At 52.4% G+C, this 15,954-nt stretch carries 14 protein-coding genes; 2 read left to right on the plus strand and 12 right to left on the minus strand.

The window, feature by feature from the left end; all coding sequences use genetic code 11:
* Positions 1-168 precede the first annotated feature (168 nt).
* The 11 genes from ABIE61_RS09425 to glmU all read right to left on the minus strand — a co-directional run bounded on the left by ABIE61_RS09425 (position 169) and on the right by glmU (position 13,950).
* Positions 169-1,029 (minus strand): LysR family transcriptional regulator, encoded by an 861-nt coding sequence (locus tag ABIE61_RS09425; RefSeq protein ID WP_011783503.1) that lies wholly within the window; start codon positions 1,027-1,029, stop codon positions 169-171.
* Entirely contained in the window at positions 1,023-2,033 is a 1,011-nt protein-coding gene (locus tag ABIE61_RS09430) for a phosphonate dehydrogenase (RefSeq protein ID WP_011783502.1), read from the minus strand. The genes ABIE61_RS09425 and ABIE61_RS09430 overlap by 7 nt, the downstream gene beginning before the upstream one ends.
* 9 nt (positions 2,034-2,042) lie before the next feature.
* Entirely contained in the window at positions 2,043-2,873 is an 831-nt protein-coding gene (phnE, locus tag ABIE61_RS09435; RefSeq protein WP_020833798.1) for a phosphonate ABC transporter, permease protein PhnE, read from the minus strand.
* A gap of 10 nt (positions 2,874-2,883) precedes the next feature.
* Entirely contained in the window at positions 2,884-3,747 is an 864-nt protein-coding gene (gene phnD / locus ABIE61_RS09440; RefSeq protein WP_058579628.1) for a phosphate/phosphite/phosphonate ABC transporter substrate-binding protein, read from the minus strand.
* Positions 3,744-4,562, minus strand: a complete 819-nt coding sequence (phnC, locus tag ABIE61_RS09445; RefSeq protein WP_020833797.1) for a phosphonate ABC transporter ATP-binding protein — start codon at positions 4,560-4,562, stop codon at positions 3,744-3,746. Before phnC ends, phnD begins: the two co-directional genes overlap by 4 nt.
* Positions 4,563-5,031: 469 nt before the next feature.
* Positions 5,032-6,060 carry an IS630 family transposase gene (locus tag ABIE61_RS09450; protein ID WP_054645368.1) on the minus strand — a complete coding sequence of 343 codons (1,029 nt, stop codon included), beginning with the start codon at positions 6,058-6,060 and terminating at the stop codon, positions 5,032-5,034.
* 110 nt (positions 6,061-6,170) lie between these two features.
* On the minus strand, positions 6,171-7,751 hold the full coding sequence (locus tag ABIE61_RS09455) for an ATP-binding protein (protein WP_027853439.1): 1,581 nt from the start codon (positions 7,749-7,751) through the stop codon (positions 6,171-6,173).
* Positions 7,744-9,810, minus strand: coding sequence for a TnsB C-terminal domain-containing protein (locus ABIE61_RS09460; RefSeq protein WP_232912178.1), 2,067 nt, complete (start codon positions 9,808-9,810; stop codon positions 7,744-7,746). Before ABIE61_RS09460 ends, ABIE61_RS09455 begins: the two co-directional genes overlap by 8 nt.
* Positions 9,800-10,627, minus strand: coding sequence for a heteromeric transposase endonuclease subunit TnsA (locus tag ABIE61_RS09465; protein ID WP_027853441.1), 828 nt, complete (start codon positions 10,625-10,627; stop codon positions 9,800-9,802). Before ABIE61_RS09465 ends, ABIE61_RS09460 begins: the two co-directional genes overlap by 11 nt.
* Positions 10,628-10,753: 126 nt before the next feature.
* Positions 10,754-12,580 carry a glutamine--fructose-6-phosphate transaminase (isomerizing) gene (glmS, locus tag ABIE61_RS09470; protein WP_354408830.1) on the minus strand — a complete coding sequence of 609 codons (1,827 nt, stop codon included), beginning with the start codon at positions 12,578-12,580 and terminating at the stop codon, positions 10,754-10,756.
* Positions 12,581-12,582: 2 nt separating this feature from the next.
* A complete protein-coding gene (gene glmU / locus ABIE61_RS09475) occupies positions 12,583-13,950 on the minus strand; it encodes a bifunctional UDP-N-acetylglucosamine diphosphorylase/glucosamine-1-phosphate N-acetyltransferase GlmU (protein ID WP_354408833.1) in 1,368 nt (455 codons plus the stop codon).
* Positions 13,951-14,073: 123 nt separating this feature from the next.
* Between glmU and ABIE61_RS09480 the strand changes: the two genes are divergently transcribed.
* Both ABIE61_RS09480 and ABIE61_RS09485 read left to right on the plus strand, forming a co-directional pair.
* Positions 14,074-14,814: a TrmB family transcriptional regulator gene (locus ABIE61_RS09480; RefSeq protein WP_091827871.1), complete on the plus strand. Its 741-nt coding sequence runs from the start codon at positions 14,074-14,076 to the stop codon at positions 14,812-14,814.
* A 92-nt stretch (positions 14,815-14,906) separates the two neighbouring features.
* The gene (locus ABIE61_RS09485; protein ID WP_354408835.1) at positions 14,907-15,431 is read left to right on the plus strand and encodes a flagellar basal body L-ring protein FlgH; all 525 of its coding nucleotides are present in this window, start codon (positions 14,907-14,909) and stop codon (positions 15,429-15,431) included.
* A 66-nt stretch (positions 15,432-15,497) separates the two neighbouring features.
* On the opposite strand, the gene ABIE61_RS09490 is transcribed toward ABIE61_RS09485, so the two are convergent.
* On the minus strand, positions 15,498-15,923 hold the full coding sequence (locus ABIE61_RS09490; RefSeq protein ID WP_091827872.1) for a F0F1 ATP synthase subunit epsilon: 426 nt from the start codon (positions 15,921-15,923) through the stop codon (positions 15,498-15,500).
* Between the last annotated feature and the right edge of the window lie 31 nt (positions 15,924-15,954).

A 15,954-nucleotide genomic window follows, 5' to 3' on the forward strand; every position in this document is an offset into this window, starting at 1 on the left:
CCCAGAAACTTTTCCTTGCGGGTTTGACGGCGCTTGTTGCTGAACTCGCTGTCCGCGAATGTAAGTTGCTGATCCATCGGTGCGTCCTCAATCGTGTACAGCGGGCATTATCCCATGCAGTGGACTTATTCGCAGCTTCCCTAGATATGCGTGAGGTGGACCCAATAGCTATTCACAGAGATGCCCAACAAACGAGTATACTGGCCTGTGTTTGTCCAGGCTGCTCGGATAAATCACCATCAGCTCCTTGCTAAGGCCAGGCTCACTCACGGGAATAGCCACCAGACTTCCATTTTGGACCTCCTCCCGTACAGAACTTTCAAGCACCAACGATGCGCCAAGTCCGACCTTAACCGCTTGCTTGACGGCTTCGGTGCTACCCAGCTGCATAGATACCGTCGGAAATGGCCCATGCTCACCGAAGTAGGTCGCCAAAAGCCGGCCAGTGCCGGTGCCGGGTTCGCCGCCGATCAGAGCCATGTTAGACAGCGTATCGCGGTCGATATCGGTTCGACGGGCTAACGGGTGACCAGGCGGAACGATTAGAACAACGGGCTCGTTACGCCACGCCTGAGCATGGAATCCGGGTAGATCATGCCACCACTCCATAATCGCCACGTCCAGCTCACCGTCCGATAAATGCCGTGCAATAGTCGGATTGGAATCTATTACCACATCCACCTCGGGCCCTACGCCCAGCTCCTTGTAACGACGGATGTAGGGCTGGAGCATATAAATCCCAATATTGGAGCTCGCCCCAACGCGAAGTCGAGCCTCCATAATGGAAGATCTCGCCTGCTCCTCCAGCCGGAGCAGACTTCGGGCAAAAGGCAACAAGGTTAAGGCAGCCCGGGTTGGCTCACAGCCAGAGCGCCCCCTGTGGACCAATAAAACGCCAAGTTGGTTTTCGAGTTTTTGAAGGTGCTGGGACAGTGTGGGTTGTGCGATGTCCAACTGGCGGGCTGCGGCCTGAAACCCGTTGTGGTCCAGCACCGCCACGAAACTCTTCAGCCAGACAAGATTCAGCATGGGCCGCTCTCGCGGCCACTGGGATCATTGATCGCATCACCCGGCCGCTCACCCCGAAGCACTTGCAGAATGTTCCGAGCAGCGCGTTGCTCGATAGCCAGACGCACCTGGCTGACTGCCGATCCGATGTGAGCAGTAAACAGCGTGTTGGGGTGGGCCCTGAGCCCCTGGGCGATCTCCCTCGGACGATCTTCTCTCGCCCAATCTTCCATCTCAAACACATCAGCGGCGTACCCCCCCAACTGACCGGATTGAAGCGCTTGCAGAACACTACCCTCATCCACCACAGATCCACGGCAGGGATTGATAAGGAATGCGCCCGGTTTCATTCCTGTTAGCGTTTCGCGATTAATGGTGTGGAGGGTTTGCTCATTGAGCGCCAGTGCCAGGATCACAATATCTGACTGGGCCAGCAGCATCTTGAGGGGAGTATGGGACAAACCCAGTGCCTGCTCATGCTGCACGGGTAAACGTTCCGGCTGGGAATAGATTAAATCCGCTCCCCATCCGTTCAGGCGCTGCGCCACCGCTTGGCCGATGGCCCCCATACCCACAATACCAATCCGTGAGCCTTCGATCCCCTGCCCATAGAAGCGTGGTGTCCAGCCAGTAAATTCACCGGATCGAACGAAGTGGTCCGCCGCCTTGACTTGTCGGGTGAGACTGATCGTCAGCCCGACCGTTAGCTCTGCAGTAGGCACGGTTAGCAAATCCGGTACAAATGTCAGCCAAACCCCATGACGCGTGCAGGCATCCACATCAAAGTTGTCATAGCCTTTCAGGGCTGCACCAATCACCTTCAAGCGCGGACACCCCTGTAGGAACTCCACTCCAACTCGGTCTGGCATGAACGCCATCATCGCATCAGCGTCTGCAACGCGCGCAGCCACTTCCTCCTGGGGCAACGTGGCGCCGGATTGGTTGGTGACCAGCTCGCAATCTTGGGCAAGTTCATCCAGAACACTGTCATGGATCTTATGGGTTATCACAACCTTGGGTTTCATAGATGGTCCTTATTTGAATTTCTTACGAAGGCGGCCACTGAGACTGTCCACGACGGTGACCATCAACAAGATGACAATGAGAATGGCGCTGACTTCCTGATACTGCATGATTCTCAGCGAGCCCATCAATTCGAAGCCAATACCACCGGCACCCACCATGCCCATTACGGTCGAGGCACGGAAATTGTATTCCCAGCGATAAATGGACACGTCCGCGAATTGAGGAAGTACTTGTGGCAGCACGGCGTGATAGAGCACCTGCAAGCGAGTAGCGCCGGCAGCATCGGCCGCTTCCACTGGCGCCTCATCTACATGCTCAATCGCTTCGGCAAAAAACTTTCCAACCATGCCAATGGAGTGAAGACCGAGCGCCAGTACGCCAGGCAACGCCCCAAAACCAACAGCAGCCACGAAGATGATGCCCATGATCAGTTCCGGGACTGAACGCAAACCGTTTAAAAGGGTTCGAGTTACTTGGAACACCACCGGATGTGGAGAGGTGTTGCGCGCAGCCAGGAATGCCAGTGGCACAGACAAGGTTACTGCAATGGCAGTACCGGCAATGCTCATCGCAAGCGTGTCGATTAACGGCGACACCCAGCTGGCCACATTGGTGAAGTCAGGTGGAAGAGATTCGCCAATGAGTGTGCCTATGGCTGGCACGCCATTGGCAAGTGTATTGAAATTGAGCAGCCCTACGTGCCAACTTGCGACAAAAATGATGAGCAGCACTAACAGCGACTGTCCGAGTTTTTTCCGCCAGCCTTTCGCGTGCTCATCCAGCACGGAGGCCGACGGGGCCGGCGACAGAGTCGCCGGTTCCGTCGTTGTATAGTTCATGGGGCACTCCTCACATTTTTGCGAAATCAAGATTGAGCAGGCCACCCATAGCGCGGATGACATCGTAATCTTCGTCGGTAATTGCCGCGAATCCCTCAGCCTTCAGGTTGTCGAGAATCTCCGGGTCATCGATCTGCAGAAAGGCTTTCTGAATGTTGCTCTTCAGCTCAGGGGCCAGGTTCGAACGCATGGCCCAGGGGTATTGAGGAAAGTCACCGCTGTAGCCCAGCACTTTGACCTTGCTCCGATCAATCAAACCGAGGTCCATCACATGCTCGAAGATAACTTCGGACAACCCTCCGGCGTCGGCATTGCCATTGGCGACGTTAACCGCAACAGCGTCATGGCTACCGACGAAATGAGCCTCATAGTCCTTTCCGGCTTCGAGCTCTGCCTTCTCAAGGAGTACGGTCTTGGGGATCAGGTGGCTGGAAGTGGATGCGCGGTCACCGTAGGCCATTTTCTTGCCTTTGATATCCGCGAAGGAGCCAACGCCAGAGTCCGCATTGGCAATAATGATGGAGCGATAAGTCGGCTTCCCGTCTACCACCATGGCGGCAAAGGGTTCAATGTCACTCTTACTCTTGGCCATCACATAGGACAACGGACCAAAGTAAGCCAGGTCAATTCGGCCAAAACGCATGGCTTCGATCATGGAGGAGTAATCGGTGGTAACAATCAGTTCTACTTCCTTACCAAGAGTGGTTTCCAGGTAATCCTTCAAAGGTTGGTTTCGCTTGATCAGTTCTGACGCGTTCTCATCCGGCAGCAAGGCAACTTTCAAAAGATCAGGGTCTGTATCTGCGGCATGGGCTGACCAATGGATGCCGAGCATCATTATCAGAGCCAGCAAAGAGTGAATCATTGTCTTCATTGTGCTATCTCCAGTACGTCTGTCGTTATCGGGGTGGTCTTAGGTTTATGGATGGCTGGTTTGCCTTCCGCAGCTACCACGCTGGGTGAACGGTGGTAAATCTCGTCCAGGTGTTTCGATTTCAGGTTTTCAGGAGCATCGTCAAAAACGATATGAGCGTTCGAAAGGCCGATGATCCGGTCTGCAAAACGCTGGGCGTATTCCAATTGGTGCAAGGAAATAACCGCGGTGATTCCATCTTCCTGACAAATATCGCGCAGTAGGCCGAGTACCTTTTCAGAAGTGGCCGGATCCAGGCTGGCAACGGGCTCATCGGCAAGAATCATGGATGGTTGCTGCACCAATGCTCTGGCGATTCCAACCCGCTGCTGCTGGCCGCCGGACAACTGATCTACTCGGGAAAGCGCTTTGTCAGCCAGACCTACGCGGTCGAGGCATTGCAGAGCCAACTCCAGGTCCTGCCGGGGCAGGGGAAGCAGGCTTCGCCAAGTACCGTGATACGCAAGTCTGCCTGTCAGCACATTCTGTAACGCGGTGTATCGTTCGATCAGCTGGTGATGCTGGAACACCATGGCGGTGCGGCTGCGGTGCTGTCGCAGGATTCTACGGTTGGTCAGTTCACCAAACTCGCCAGACACAACCTTCCCGGTTGTGGGCTTAACCAGGTGATTCAGTGAACGAAGCAGAGTGGATTTACCCGCGCCTGAAAGTCCCAGTAGCACGGTGAATTCGCCCTTGTGAAAGTGAACGTTGGTGGGTTTGAGCGCGAGGACGTTTCCCGGGTAGGTTACGCCCATACTCTCGACTCGAAGCATCACATTGGTTGATTGAGTTGGCGCCACAGGATCACCTTTTGCAATAAATAAGCTCGCCGTATTGCGAGTTACAATTGAACGGTAAAGCTGAGAGATGACACCGTCGTGTCACTGACGTGACAGGTTGATGAAGTGCTTTTGGTTCGCAAGGATTTTCCGAAGGGCTCTGTGAAATACATGGAGCTCAGCCAAAGTGGAACGAGCCACCCAGGAGCTTAAGCAACAAAAATTGCGTTCCACCGTCAGTCGGCGAATCTCACGGTACAGTTCGTCCGTGCTGAGTTCATCGAATTGCTTACCGACTATACTCTTGCCTTCGAGGAGGTCGGACGCGCTCTCCAATAGGTCGCGCTTCCAGGTGCTGACTATGGTGGGGTGGATCTGGAAACGGGCAGCAATTCAAGGTGTGGCCTTAAGGGTGGGCAAGGACAGCCTTGCACTTACTAATTCGAAATAAAGTAAGCGAACATTACCCGGAGATATAAGCCAAATCCGGATGGCCAAAAAACGATTTCAATAGTCGTGGCAATTTTTGCAAACGTCGAAGCTGCCGGTAAACAGTGCTCCGAAGTTGTTCTTTGCTGTTAATGATCTTTTTACCGACGTGATGGTATTTGATATAGCCCCAAACAGACTCGTCAGGATTCAGCTCCGGCGAGTACGGCGGCAGGAAGAACAACCTGAGCTTGCCGTCGAGACTCTCAACATAGTCTCGAACCCGACGAGCATGATGAACCGGGTGGTTATCGAGGATCAGGAAAACCGGCTTGTCAACGTCTTGCACCAGAGCCTTGAGGAAACCAAGAAACGCATCGGTGTTCATGTTGCCCTGAATGGTCTTAAAGCGAAGCTCGCCGCGAGGCGAGATGGCCGAGATCAGATTGATGCTGAAGCGACTGCCCGTATTACGGATGATCGGAGTTTCACCCCTGGGTGCCCAGGTGGTGCCACTGTGATAATCAGACCGAATGCTGGCTTCATCGCCGAAATAGATGGTGGCGCCGACTTTTTTTGCTTCCTTGCGAATTTCCGGGTAGGTCTCTTCTTTCCATTGTTTCACGGCCTCTGGCTTTTGCTGGTAGGCCCGATGCAGGGGTTTCTGAGGCGTCAGCCCCAGGTTTCGAAGCAGACGACCGACCGAGACATCGCTTAACCGGACGTTGAACTTTTGCCGGATGAGCTCACGCACTCGGCCCCGAGTCCACAGGGCAAAATCAAACTTCAACTGGTCCGGCGTAAAGGTCGTTATCCAGATATACAGCTCCCGGATCTGAGCACCGCTCAGTTTCTTGGGACGACCGGAAATCTGCTTGGCCTTGAGCGCGTCAAAGCCACCCTCGCGGTAGGCAGCCAGCCATTCATAGATTCGTGCTCGGCTCATCCCCAGCGCTTTGATGACGACTTCTGGACTCTCGCCATCCATGACCCGTTGAACGGCGCGAACGCGAATGGCTTCTAATGTTTTGTGATCAAGTTTACGACCGTCATCGTGGCGCATGTGTGTAAATATCCGATAAGCTTGGCGAACGGAGCCTACATTATAAATGATGTTCGCTTACTTTCGAACCCATTAGTATATTAAGTCTGATACCATGTGGTCGGATCTAATCACAGGAAGCTGTCCAGCCGGATAACAACGCCCATTTCCTGAAACTTGCTATAGGTCTCAGTACCACTGCTCTGTCGAACCAGCCGCAAATCATTTTTCAGATACACCGGCTTGGCCGGTTTGGCCACTGCTTTCTTAGAAACCTGCTTAGGGGTAGGCTTTTCCTGTAAGGCTCGAATATGTGCAACCAGACCCAAAAGATCCTCATCCGGTTTCTCTTCAATAGCTTGTTCGGCCACCACGGGGGCTATGTCCGATCCAATACCCATTTGCATCAACATATCGATCAACTGTTGGGCTTTGCTGGCTTGTTGAGGCTCAGTAGAAGTATGTGGAAGCTCTGGATCAGCAACATGGATGCCAGATGCGCGAATAGTATCAGTTGGTATGTCCAAGTCAGCATAGGCCAGAATTTGTTCTTTTCTGCCACTTCGCAATGCCTTAATCATAGGGTGGATTAGCGAAAGCTCTTCATTGAAGACCTTTTCTACAAGAAGCTGATCGATCACCTCTCGTCTGGCCATGACAGCACGGGTCTGACAGAGATAGAACAGCGATACCGCTACATGAGGGATACCCTGGGTGAACTCCCAGAACAAGTCTTTCATCGGCTCAGTGAGTGGAGTCGGAGCTTCAAACCACTGCAGCTTCCAGAGCCTTTTGATGAAACGCTCCCACTCCGCGTCTTGTTCCGGCTTGTCTGAACGTTCGAAGCGGTTCCAGTTCAGACTGCCAAATTGGGCAGCCCTGCGAGCTGAACGCATGGTCGGTGTAAACAGATCCAGTGCTTTCGGGGTACCAATAAACAGCACCGGCACCTTGATCACATTGGTCAGGGTGACAAAGAAATTCAGCATTTTCTGGGAGCCTCCCGACTTGGATTTTTCCAAGTGCTGAATTTCATCGATAGCCAGCAAGCCTACCGAATGAAGCGCAACTACTCTCGCTACGTCACCTAGCATCGACTCTGCAGAAGAGCGCGATTTTACAAATAACTGTTGATAATCTGTGCCAAGGGCATCATCAACCGCTCTGAAAAAGTTGATGCAGAGATGCCTGACGGAACCATCATGGGGACACTCAACCTTCAGCCAAACCAGCTGGGTATGCTGATAGTCAGGGTGATATATCACTTGCGGATAGCAGCTCAGAATCGCCTCTACAGCTGTCGATTTACCTGTTCCCGAGCAGCCAATCACCGAACTAACCAGAGATTCATTGCCTGCATTACGGCTGGCAGATTTGAAGTCTGTATAACCAACAGTATCAAGATTACGTTGGTGGCTGGCATCGGCTATGTTCCGACTCAGGTAGCCCCGACGAATCATGCTCGAGAGCATTTGTTCCAGTTGCAAATGCGACTTGGTCGGATAGAGGAACTGATCCAATATCCTCATCATCGCATGGCGACGAATGTGCCCAGGCAGCTTCTTCTCACTGTCGCCAACCGTTGGATAACGATTTAGCTTCTTAGCCGTTTCCTGAGGGGAATTAATCGGCGGAAGTGCATTAATCAAAGGATGCCCAGCATAGTCGGGGATTTCGGCCTCGATGTAATGCGCCAGGGGATGCTTAATCATCTCCATCCTCCAAGAACGAATCCAGATCAGGATAATCCAGGCAGGGTTCACTTCGCGTTTTGATATCGATAACCAAAGCCTTATGGCCAGTGGAACTGGCAGAATCTGGCTTACTTAATGATGTACGCTGACGTTCTGCTGCCAACTCATCGCGCCGATTATCACGAATGCCCATCAACCTACGGCTCGCTGGCAGAGATGGCTTTGAGGGTTTCTTCGCTCGCTCACGTTGGACTATATGGTCGATAGCATCCAAGGTGTCGATACTTGAATAGTCTGCCCGCTGCTTGGCAGATGCCTGTGCTCTCTTTCTCTCATATTGCTTTTGAGCCGCTTCCACAAATGTCATTCCTCGATAGCTGCGGCTACGATCTGAAAGATCGCAGACCCAATACTCATCATCGCCAGCAACTGGTCTGATAAATATCTCATTGGTGTTTCGAGGATCAAAAGCTGCTTCAATTTTGGTTGGACGGTTCTGTTTGATCCGGTCGAACCATCCAGCTTTCAACGCTTCCTGGCATGTATAGTTGATTCCACGCAGTTTGATACCTACCTCAGAAATCGTTGCAGTTTCGTTTGGCAACAGGTTAATTCTGGCTAGCCTCTCGTCACAGGTACGCAGCTTTCCTGTCCGGTTGCTAACTCCCCAGTTCCAAAGCGCAATAGGAACAGCTGCCAGATCATTCGGCATATCCGGAGCGAAATCGTAGTCTTTTACGACATGACTGGTGTTATGGCGGAGTACAAGATGAATCATCATCTCCGTAAAAGCAGATAGGCCCAACTCTGCATCAAGCTCGTAGCGTTTCCCTGTCCGTTTTTTGCCATTAACAGGCTCTACCACTCCGCCAACATAGGGTTTGAACTCAGCTTGAATAGTGTTGAAGTGCCGCTCGCAGATACCCTTGTCATCGCCTCTATAGGCTCTGGTGTTGCTTAGTTGAATTCCAAATCGATTCACCAGTGTGTCAGCCTGACGGGAAAGCAGCTCACCTCTATCTGCCAGAATGCTGGCCGGAATACCGACTGCAGGCCAGTCACTATCAGTAATCTCAATACCGTAACGCGCGCAGTACTCAACCTTGCTGCAGAACGCATTCGCTAGAGCCATACCTGCAGTAACCCACGAGGGTGTTTCAAAGCCGATATACATACCTGCAATCATACGGCTGAATACATCCTTCACGAGATACAACACTGGACGCCCTACAATTTTTTCAGGGTCTTCATCTGAAACCAGATACAGATCCACTATGGTTGCGTCAATTTCGTAACGAGCTCCTGGGCCGAAATTATTGGTCGCTGCCGTACTGATTAGGGGTTTGATGTCTTTATCGTATGCCCGAGCTGGCATTCGACGTTTTTCAGCTTCATGCTTTCGATAGTTCTTAGAGTAGAAGTATTGAAGCTGGCCCCGTGTCGCCAATCGACCTGGTGTTATATCAGGGTAACGGGACCGCAGGAGGCCGTTGGCTTTATTGAGTACAACTGACATCGGCACTGGCTTTCCTACGAGATAGCTTGTCTCAATTGCCGTGCGAAATATATCCGCCACATCCTCAGTTACGACAAGTCCTTCCCCCGGTGAGACCGAACGCTTCCGGCCCAGCTTTTTGTCCAAATTTCGTCGTGGCTTGCCACTCCCTCCACATTGTTGATAGTCAGGTGCGAGAGCATTCGGAGACATCCCTCTTTGCCAGAAACGGCGAAGAGCACGAACAATGAACAGGCGAGGTCGTCCCGATTGTTCGACCGCCAATCTTATGAGTTCATTCCGCGTTTTCTTCTCGAATAAAGCTTCATGCTTCTCGAGTAGGGGCTTCAGTGCAGATACTGCTTCATCACGCTTTTGCGCAGCTAATGTGCCTTCCTGGACTGAAGGGATCGGGAAAGGGTCTGTGGTTTCCTGGAAGTCTTCCAGCTCTTCTGACGTTAATGTAAACGGCCAAGCATTCTGATCATCAACATCAATCACCTGATAATTTTCAAGGTTGGTGAACAGAACTCGGATTCTCTGCTCTGAAACAGGAGCTTGTAGAACTGTATTAATTTGCATGACTTAACCTCCATTGTGTAGAGGCCACGCCATCAAAAACGAGTTCTGAGCATTTCCAGTCGTGATATGCTTTTTGAAGTGGTGCTTTTATTTGTCGTGTTGCTACCCCATACCGCAGCATTTGCACATGTGAACCAGGCTCAAGCCCATATTCATCATCCAAGCGAGCACAACACCTCGTAGCTTTTTGCTCAGAATAGGTAGCAAGCCTAGTAATCAATTCTGTAGAGCTGGAATCCTCTACCTCACTACTGAACTGCTCCCAGCGAATGTCGGCAAGAGCAGGCCTGATCCACTGAAGGTTCTCTTTGAGAGAAGGAGATACTTCTCGGTCAGTGAATAGCTTCCATCCAACGCCAGCTTGCTCCCAATAGGCCTTTTCAATTTGTAACTTTTCTATCGTCCGGGCTTTGCCCAATTCTGAGACAGGCTTTACTGCGATGGCCAAGGGAGGGCCCTCACGGAAATCCACCAGCAAATCCGTAGTTACAATCTTGAGCTTTCCTCTGATTTGCGGATGCTTGATGCCCATTTCGGCGCACAAGCGAATTGTCTCCTCCAGCGGAAGTGGAAATTGCTCTCTGATATCCGCTGTATCGTGATACCAGTCGAAGATGCTAAAGGCAGCAAACTCAATACCGGAAAGAAGATGGTGAATACGCCCGGTCACGCGACCAGGGGCCCGGACACTTTCACCGGAACTGCTAAGGTCCTGGATCTGGATGAAAGGCTTATAAGATGCACCGAAGCCATGACCTCGGGCTTTCAGCTTTTTCTGATCCGATGGATCTAACGGTTTGTTGGCATCGTCCGACACAACTCCCTCCTAGCAGGGAAAGCAGGAGAGAGTTTTGTATCAGACTTTACGGGAAATGATCAAACTTTATTTACTTTGATCAAACTTTATTTTTCACCGATATTTTCATTGTGACACAAGTATCTCTTATTCCACCGTAACCGATTTGGCTAGATTGCGTGGCTGATCCACATCCGTACCCTTGAGTACGGCAACGTGGTATGACAGCAATTGCAATGGCAATGTAAAGGCTATCGGATCCAGTATGGCTGGCATCTCGGGAAGATGGATCACATGCACACCATCCTCTGGCTGGATGCTTTGCTCGCAACCGGCAAACACAAACAGTTCACCGCCTCGGGCACGTACTTCCTGTAGATTGGCCTTGAGCTTGTCCAGCATGCCATTGCGAGGCGCCACCGCGATGACCGGCATCTCCTTATCCACCAGCGCCAGCGGGCCATGCTTGAGTTCACCAGCCGGGTAGGCCTCGGCATGAATGTAAGAGATCTCTTTCAGCTTGAGAGCTCCCTCCATTGCCACCGGATAAAGACTGTTACGACCAAGAAACAATGCATGGTGCTTTTCGGCAAAGTGCGTCGACATCTGCTCAATCGCACCATCCAGCTGCAGCAGCTGTTGCAGCAGTTCAGGCAATTGCTGCAGGGCTGCGATCAGCTCGGTCTCACGCTCAGCGGTCAGGCTGTGACGACGCCCCAACGCAATGGTGGTCAGCATCAAGGCAACCAGCTGGGAGGTAAATGCCTTGGTAGACGCCACCCCAATTTCAGGGCCGGCATTGGTCATCAGGCTAAGATCAGACTCGCGCACCAGTGAGCTGCCCGGCACATTGCAGATTGCCAGTGTGGCCAGCACACGCTGTTTTACTTCACGCAGTGCCGCCAGGGTATCGGCCGTTTCACCAGACTGGGACAGGGTCAACAGCAGAGTCCCCTCAGGCAACACTACCGGGCGGTAACGGAATTCACTGGCCACCTCAACCATACAGGGGATGCCCACCAGATCTTCAATCCAGTATTTGGCGACCATGCCGGCATGGTAGCTGGTACCGCAGGCCACGATCTGCACCTGTTTCACCTGATCAAACACTGCACTTGCGCCACTGCCAAACGCCTGCTCAAGCAAGTGGCCCGAGGCGGTCCGTCCTTCCAGTACCGCCTGCATGACCCGCGGTTGCTCGTAAATTTCCTTGAGCATGAAATGGCGAAACTCGCCCTTATCGGCATTGCCCAGGCCATGCTCGAAGGTGGTCACAGCACGTTCGACCACGTCTCCACTGGCATTAAATACCTGAATGCGCTCAGCCTCCAGCACCGCAATATCACCATCTTCAAGGAACATGAAGCGGTCGGTGACCGGCAGCAGTGCAAGCTGGTCGGAGGCGATGAAATTTTCGCCAATGCCAACCCCAATCACCAACGGGCTGCCCTTGCGCGCGGTCAGCAGTTGCTTCGGGCTATCGGTATGAATCACGCCCAGTGCAAAGGCGCCTTCCAGATAATTCAACGTCTGGCGCAACCCATCCACTAAGGTCAGACCTTGTTTGAGCTCGCGATCCAGAAGGTGGGCAACCACTTCGGTATCGGTTTCCGAGGTGAAGACATAGCCCTGCTGCTGCAGCTCACGTTTGAGCGGCTCGAAGTTTTCGATAATGCCGTTGTGTACCACCGCCAGACGCTCGCCGGACATGTGCGGGTGGGCATTCTGTTCCGAGGGTTTGCCGTGGGTCGCCCAACGGGTGTGGGCGATACCCAGATGCCCGGCCAGCGGCTGCTTCTCACAAGCCTCAGCAAGCGCCTGTACTTTACCAATACGGCGCAGGCGGCTGATCTGACCATGGTCCAGCACCGCCATACCGGCTGAGTCATAACCACGGTACTCAAGGCGACGCAGACCTTCCAGCAGAATTCCGGCCACGGAGCGCGCTGCAATGGCGCCTACAATTCCACACATGCTCAGGATCCTTTCTTCTGCGGGCGCGCCCAGTTATCAAGATTGATCTGCTTGCCACGGGCCACCGCCAGCTGGTTGTCAGTCACGGTTTTGGTTACGGTAGAGCCAGCGCCGATGGTTGCACCAGCACCAATATCGACCGGTGCCACCAGCGAACTGTTGGAACCAATAAAGGCACCATCGCCGATACGGGTAAGGGACTTGTTAACACCATCATAGTTACAGGTGATGGTACCGGCTCCGACATTAACCTCTCGACCGATCTCGGCATCGCCGATATAGGTCAGGTGGTTGATCTTGGAGCCCTCTCCAATACGAGCCTTCTTGGTTTCTACAAAATTGCCTATCTTGCCGCCTTTGGCCAATTCGGTACCTGGACGAAGCCGAGCAAAGGGGCCGATCTGCGCATTGTCACCCACAGTAGCGCCATCAATCATCGAATTGGCTTCTATACGACAACCTGCCCCAATCACCGCATTACGGATCAGGCAGTTGGGGCCAATTTCAACACCATCACCCAGCAGTACCTCGCCTTCGAACACCGCGTTGATATCGATCAGCACGTCACGACCGGTTTTCAGCACACCACGGATATCAATACGGGCAGGGTCGGCTAAGGTCACGCCTTCAGCCATCAGCATTTCGGCCTGCTGCTGCTGGAACCAGCGTTCCAGCTGAGCCAGTTGCAGACGGTTATTGACGCCCTGTACCTCCTGCTCGGCTTGCGGCTGGATGGCGCGCACTCGCATGCCTTCTTCAGCCGCCATGGCGATCACATCGGTGAGATAGTATTCGCCCTGAGCGTTATTCGCAGACAGACGCGGCAGCCATTCATGCAGCGCCGCAGACGGCAGCGCCAGAATACCGGTGTTCACCTCACGGATCAGCTTTTGCTGTTCGCTGGCATCCTTGTGCTCAACAATGGCCACCACATCGCCAACTGCATTGCGAATGATTCGACCATATCCGGCTGGGTCTTCAAGATTCACTGTCAGCAGCCCAAGGTCGCCCTGTGAAGCAATATCTGTCAGCTGCTGCAGCGTTTCAGGACGCGTCAGTGGTACATCGCCGTACAGAATCAGTACAATCGAGTCGTTGCCGATCTGCGGCATCGCCTGAGCCACGGCATGGCCTGTCCCCAACTGCTCATGCTGCCAGACAAGACTCACTGCCTGACCCTTCATTGCCTGTTCAACCTGCTCACCGCCGTGTCCAATCACCACATGCAGCGCTTCAGCCTGAAGTGCACGGGCACGATCAATAACATGCTGCAACATCGGCTTTCCTGCCAATCGGTGCATCACTTTCGGCAACGCCGATTTCATGCGACTGCCCTGTCCGGCAGCCAGAATCACTACATCCGTTTTCATCATCCACAACTTGTCTGTTTGCGGCCCTGACACCTGTCAGGGCCCATTGATTCAAGAGTTGTCAGGCACTTTAGCGTATACTCGAAATCGATCAATCCTTTTTGTCACTCAAAAATTGACAATATGAACCAGCAGATTTTTGAACAGCTCGGCCTGAGTGAACGTGATGTCAGCATTTACAAGGCCTTGCTTGCATTGGGACCCAGTGCAATACGAACCGTTGCTGAACGCGCAGGTGTCAATCGCGGGACAACCTATGAGTGTCTTAAAAGCCTGCAACAGCGTGGAGTCGTCACCTACCTGCCCAAGGGCAAACGCCGCTATTTTTCAGCGCGAGAGCCAGAAGTATTACTCCAGTTGGCACAAGAGCGACGCCAGCAACTTGATCAGGCGATCAATCAGCTGAAAGGCAGTGTGATACCCGAACTGCACCACCTTAAACCTGAATTCAGCGTCGCCAATGTGGAGTTTTATGAAGGGGATGCCGGGATTGAGCAGGTCCTGCGCGATATTCTCAACCGTGTTGGTGATCAGGATGAACGTGTCTACTCGGTGTTTTCCTCCAAGCCGATTCGACCCCTGTTGTACCGTCCATTTCCCAACTTCACGGCTCAGCGGGTTGCCCGCAAAATTCGCGTGCGGGTGATTGCGATCGGTGATGGAGGTGAGAGCGCCGAGTACTCGGAACGTAAATGGATACGAACAGAGGGTTCAGTTGATGCGGCATACATTGCAATTTACCCACCACGCTGCGCCATTATTTCGTTGGCTTCAGACAATTACCCTACCGCAGTGGTAATCGACTCACGTGAAGTTGCCGCTGCCCAGCAGATCATATTCAATACATTGTGGGGATTGTTATGAGGTAACTTGCGTACTGCAAGACAAATTACGTAAAATTTTAACCAAAGAGGTAATGGATCTTTTTTACTCTCATCAAGGATTAAGGATATACGATGAACATAAAACTGAAGTTGGCTTCAATTGCTATTCCTGCTTGCCTCGCCATGGCTGGATGTAATAGTGCTAATATCCAATCGGCTGTCCAGTCAGCTGCCAACGGCATTATACAAAGCACATTACCACAACCCCTGTCGGGACGAACTTCTTCAACAGGTTATTCCATCGCAAATGAGCGAATTGACCCCTTTAAAGCAACCAGAACCAGCCGAGATATTGGCAATATCAGTCTGAGAACAGAAAAAAATCCTCAAGGCCTTACATTGGTAAAACTGGTATCAGTTTCTCAGCTAAGCTCTGGTGGTGAATTCGAAAGCGGGTTTGCCAATCTTTTCCCAGTATCTCCCGAGGGCTGGTTATCCGAGAAAAAAACCTATACCTCTAAAAAGACACGACCTGCTGCCATTAATGGTGGACTTTACTACCTTAAGGGAACTGATCACGGCCAAGATTTCTATGCCAGTGGGGAGATCACTATCAAAACAGGAGTTACAAATCTTATATCCATAAGTATTGAATAAATTTCGTTTTTCAGACACAAAAAAAGCAGCCCTGAGGCTGCTTTTTGCATGCAGTCGAAAGGTCGGTTATTTACCAATCTTGCGACGAATCTGCTGCAGAGTGCGAAGCTGAGCCGCTGCTTCAGCCAGCTGAGCCGCAGCACGTGAGTATTCGAACTCGCCGGTCTTGTCAGCCATGGCATGCTCGGCATGCTTCTGGGCTTCAAGCGCGGCAGCTTCACTCAGGTCACCCGCACGCAGTGCAGTATCAGCAAGCACTGTCACTTTATGCGGCTGTACTTCGATAAAGCCACCGGAGACGTAGAATACATCTTCCTCACCGCCCTGCTTGCGCAGCTCGACAGGGCCTGGTTTCAGTTCCGTCAGAAGCGGAGCGTGACCCGGGTAGATACCCAGGTCACCCAGGCTACCTGTCACGGAGACGAACTCGATCAGGCCGGAGAAGATCTGCTCTTCGGCACTTACGATGTCACAATGAACAGTCATAGCCATCTTGATTACCTCTTAAAAGGTTCCGCGCGGA

It is taken from the genome of Marinobacterium sp. MBR-111 (assembly GCF_040547585.1).
GTDB classification, from domain to species: domain Bacteria; phylum Pseudomonadota; class Gammaproteobacteria; order Pseudomonadales; family Balneatricaceae; genus Marinobacterium; species Marinobacterium iners.

Excerpts from the sequence above, each read along its gene's own strand:
- ABIE61_RS09450 (WP_054645368.1), bottom strand. The coding sequence starts at position 6,060 with ATGCGCCACGATGACGGTCGTAAACTTGATCACAAAACATTAGAAGCC.
- ABIE61_RS09480 (WP_091827871.1), top strand. The coding sequence starts at position 14,074 with ATGAACCAGCAGATTTTTGAACAGCTCGGCCTGAGTGAACGTGATGTC.
- phnC (WP_020833797.1), bottom strand. The coding sequence starts at position 4,562 with ATGCTTCGAGTCGAGAGTATGGGCGTAACCTACCCGGGAAACGTCCTC.
- ABIE61_RS09490 (WP_091827872.1), bottom strand. The coding sequence starts at position 15,923 with ATGGCTATGACTGTTCATTGTGACATCGTAAGTGCCGAAGAGCAGATC.
- glmU (WP_354408833.1), bottom strand. The coding sequence starts at position 13,950 with ATGAAAACGGATGTAGTGATTCTGGCTGCCGGACAGGGCAGTCGCATG.
- ABIE61_RS09485 (WP_354408835.1), top strand. The coding sequence starts at position 14,907 with ATGAACATAAAACTGAAGTTGGCTTCAATTGCTATTCCTGCTTGCCTC.
- ABIE61_RS09430 (WP_011783502.1), bottom strand. The coding sequence starts at position 2,033 with ATGAAACCCAAGGTTGTGATAACCCATAAGATCCATGACAGTGTTCTG.
- glmS (WP_354408830.1), bottom strand. The coding sequence starts at position 12,580 with ATGTGTGGAATTGTAGGCGCCATTGCAGCGCGCTCCGTGGCCGGAATT.
- ABIE61_RS09425 (WP_011783503.1), bottom strand. The coding sequence starts at position 1,029 with ATGCTGAATCTTGTCTGGCTGAAGAGTTTCGTGGCGGTGCTGGACCAC.
- ABIE61_RS09455 (WP_027853439.1), bottom strand. The coding sequence starts at position 7,751 with ATGATTAAGCATCCCCTGGCGCATTACATCGAGGCCGAAATCCCCGAC.
- ABIE61_RS09460 (WP_232912178.1), bottom strand. The coding sequence starts at position 9,810 with ATGCAAATTAATACAGTTCTACAAGCTCCTGTTTCAGAGCAGAGAATC.
- phnE (WP_020833798.1), bottom strand. The coding sequence starts at position 2,873 with ATGAACTATACAACGACGGAACCGGCGACTCTGTCGCCGGCCCCGTCG.
- phnD (WP_058579628.1), bottom strand. The coding sequence starts at position 3,747 with ATGAAGACAATGATTCACTCTTTGCTGGCTCTGATAATGATGCTCGGC.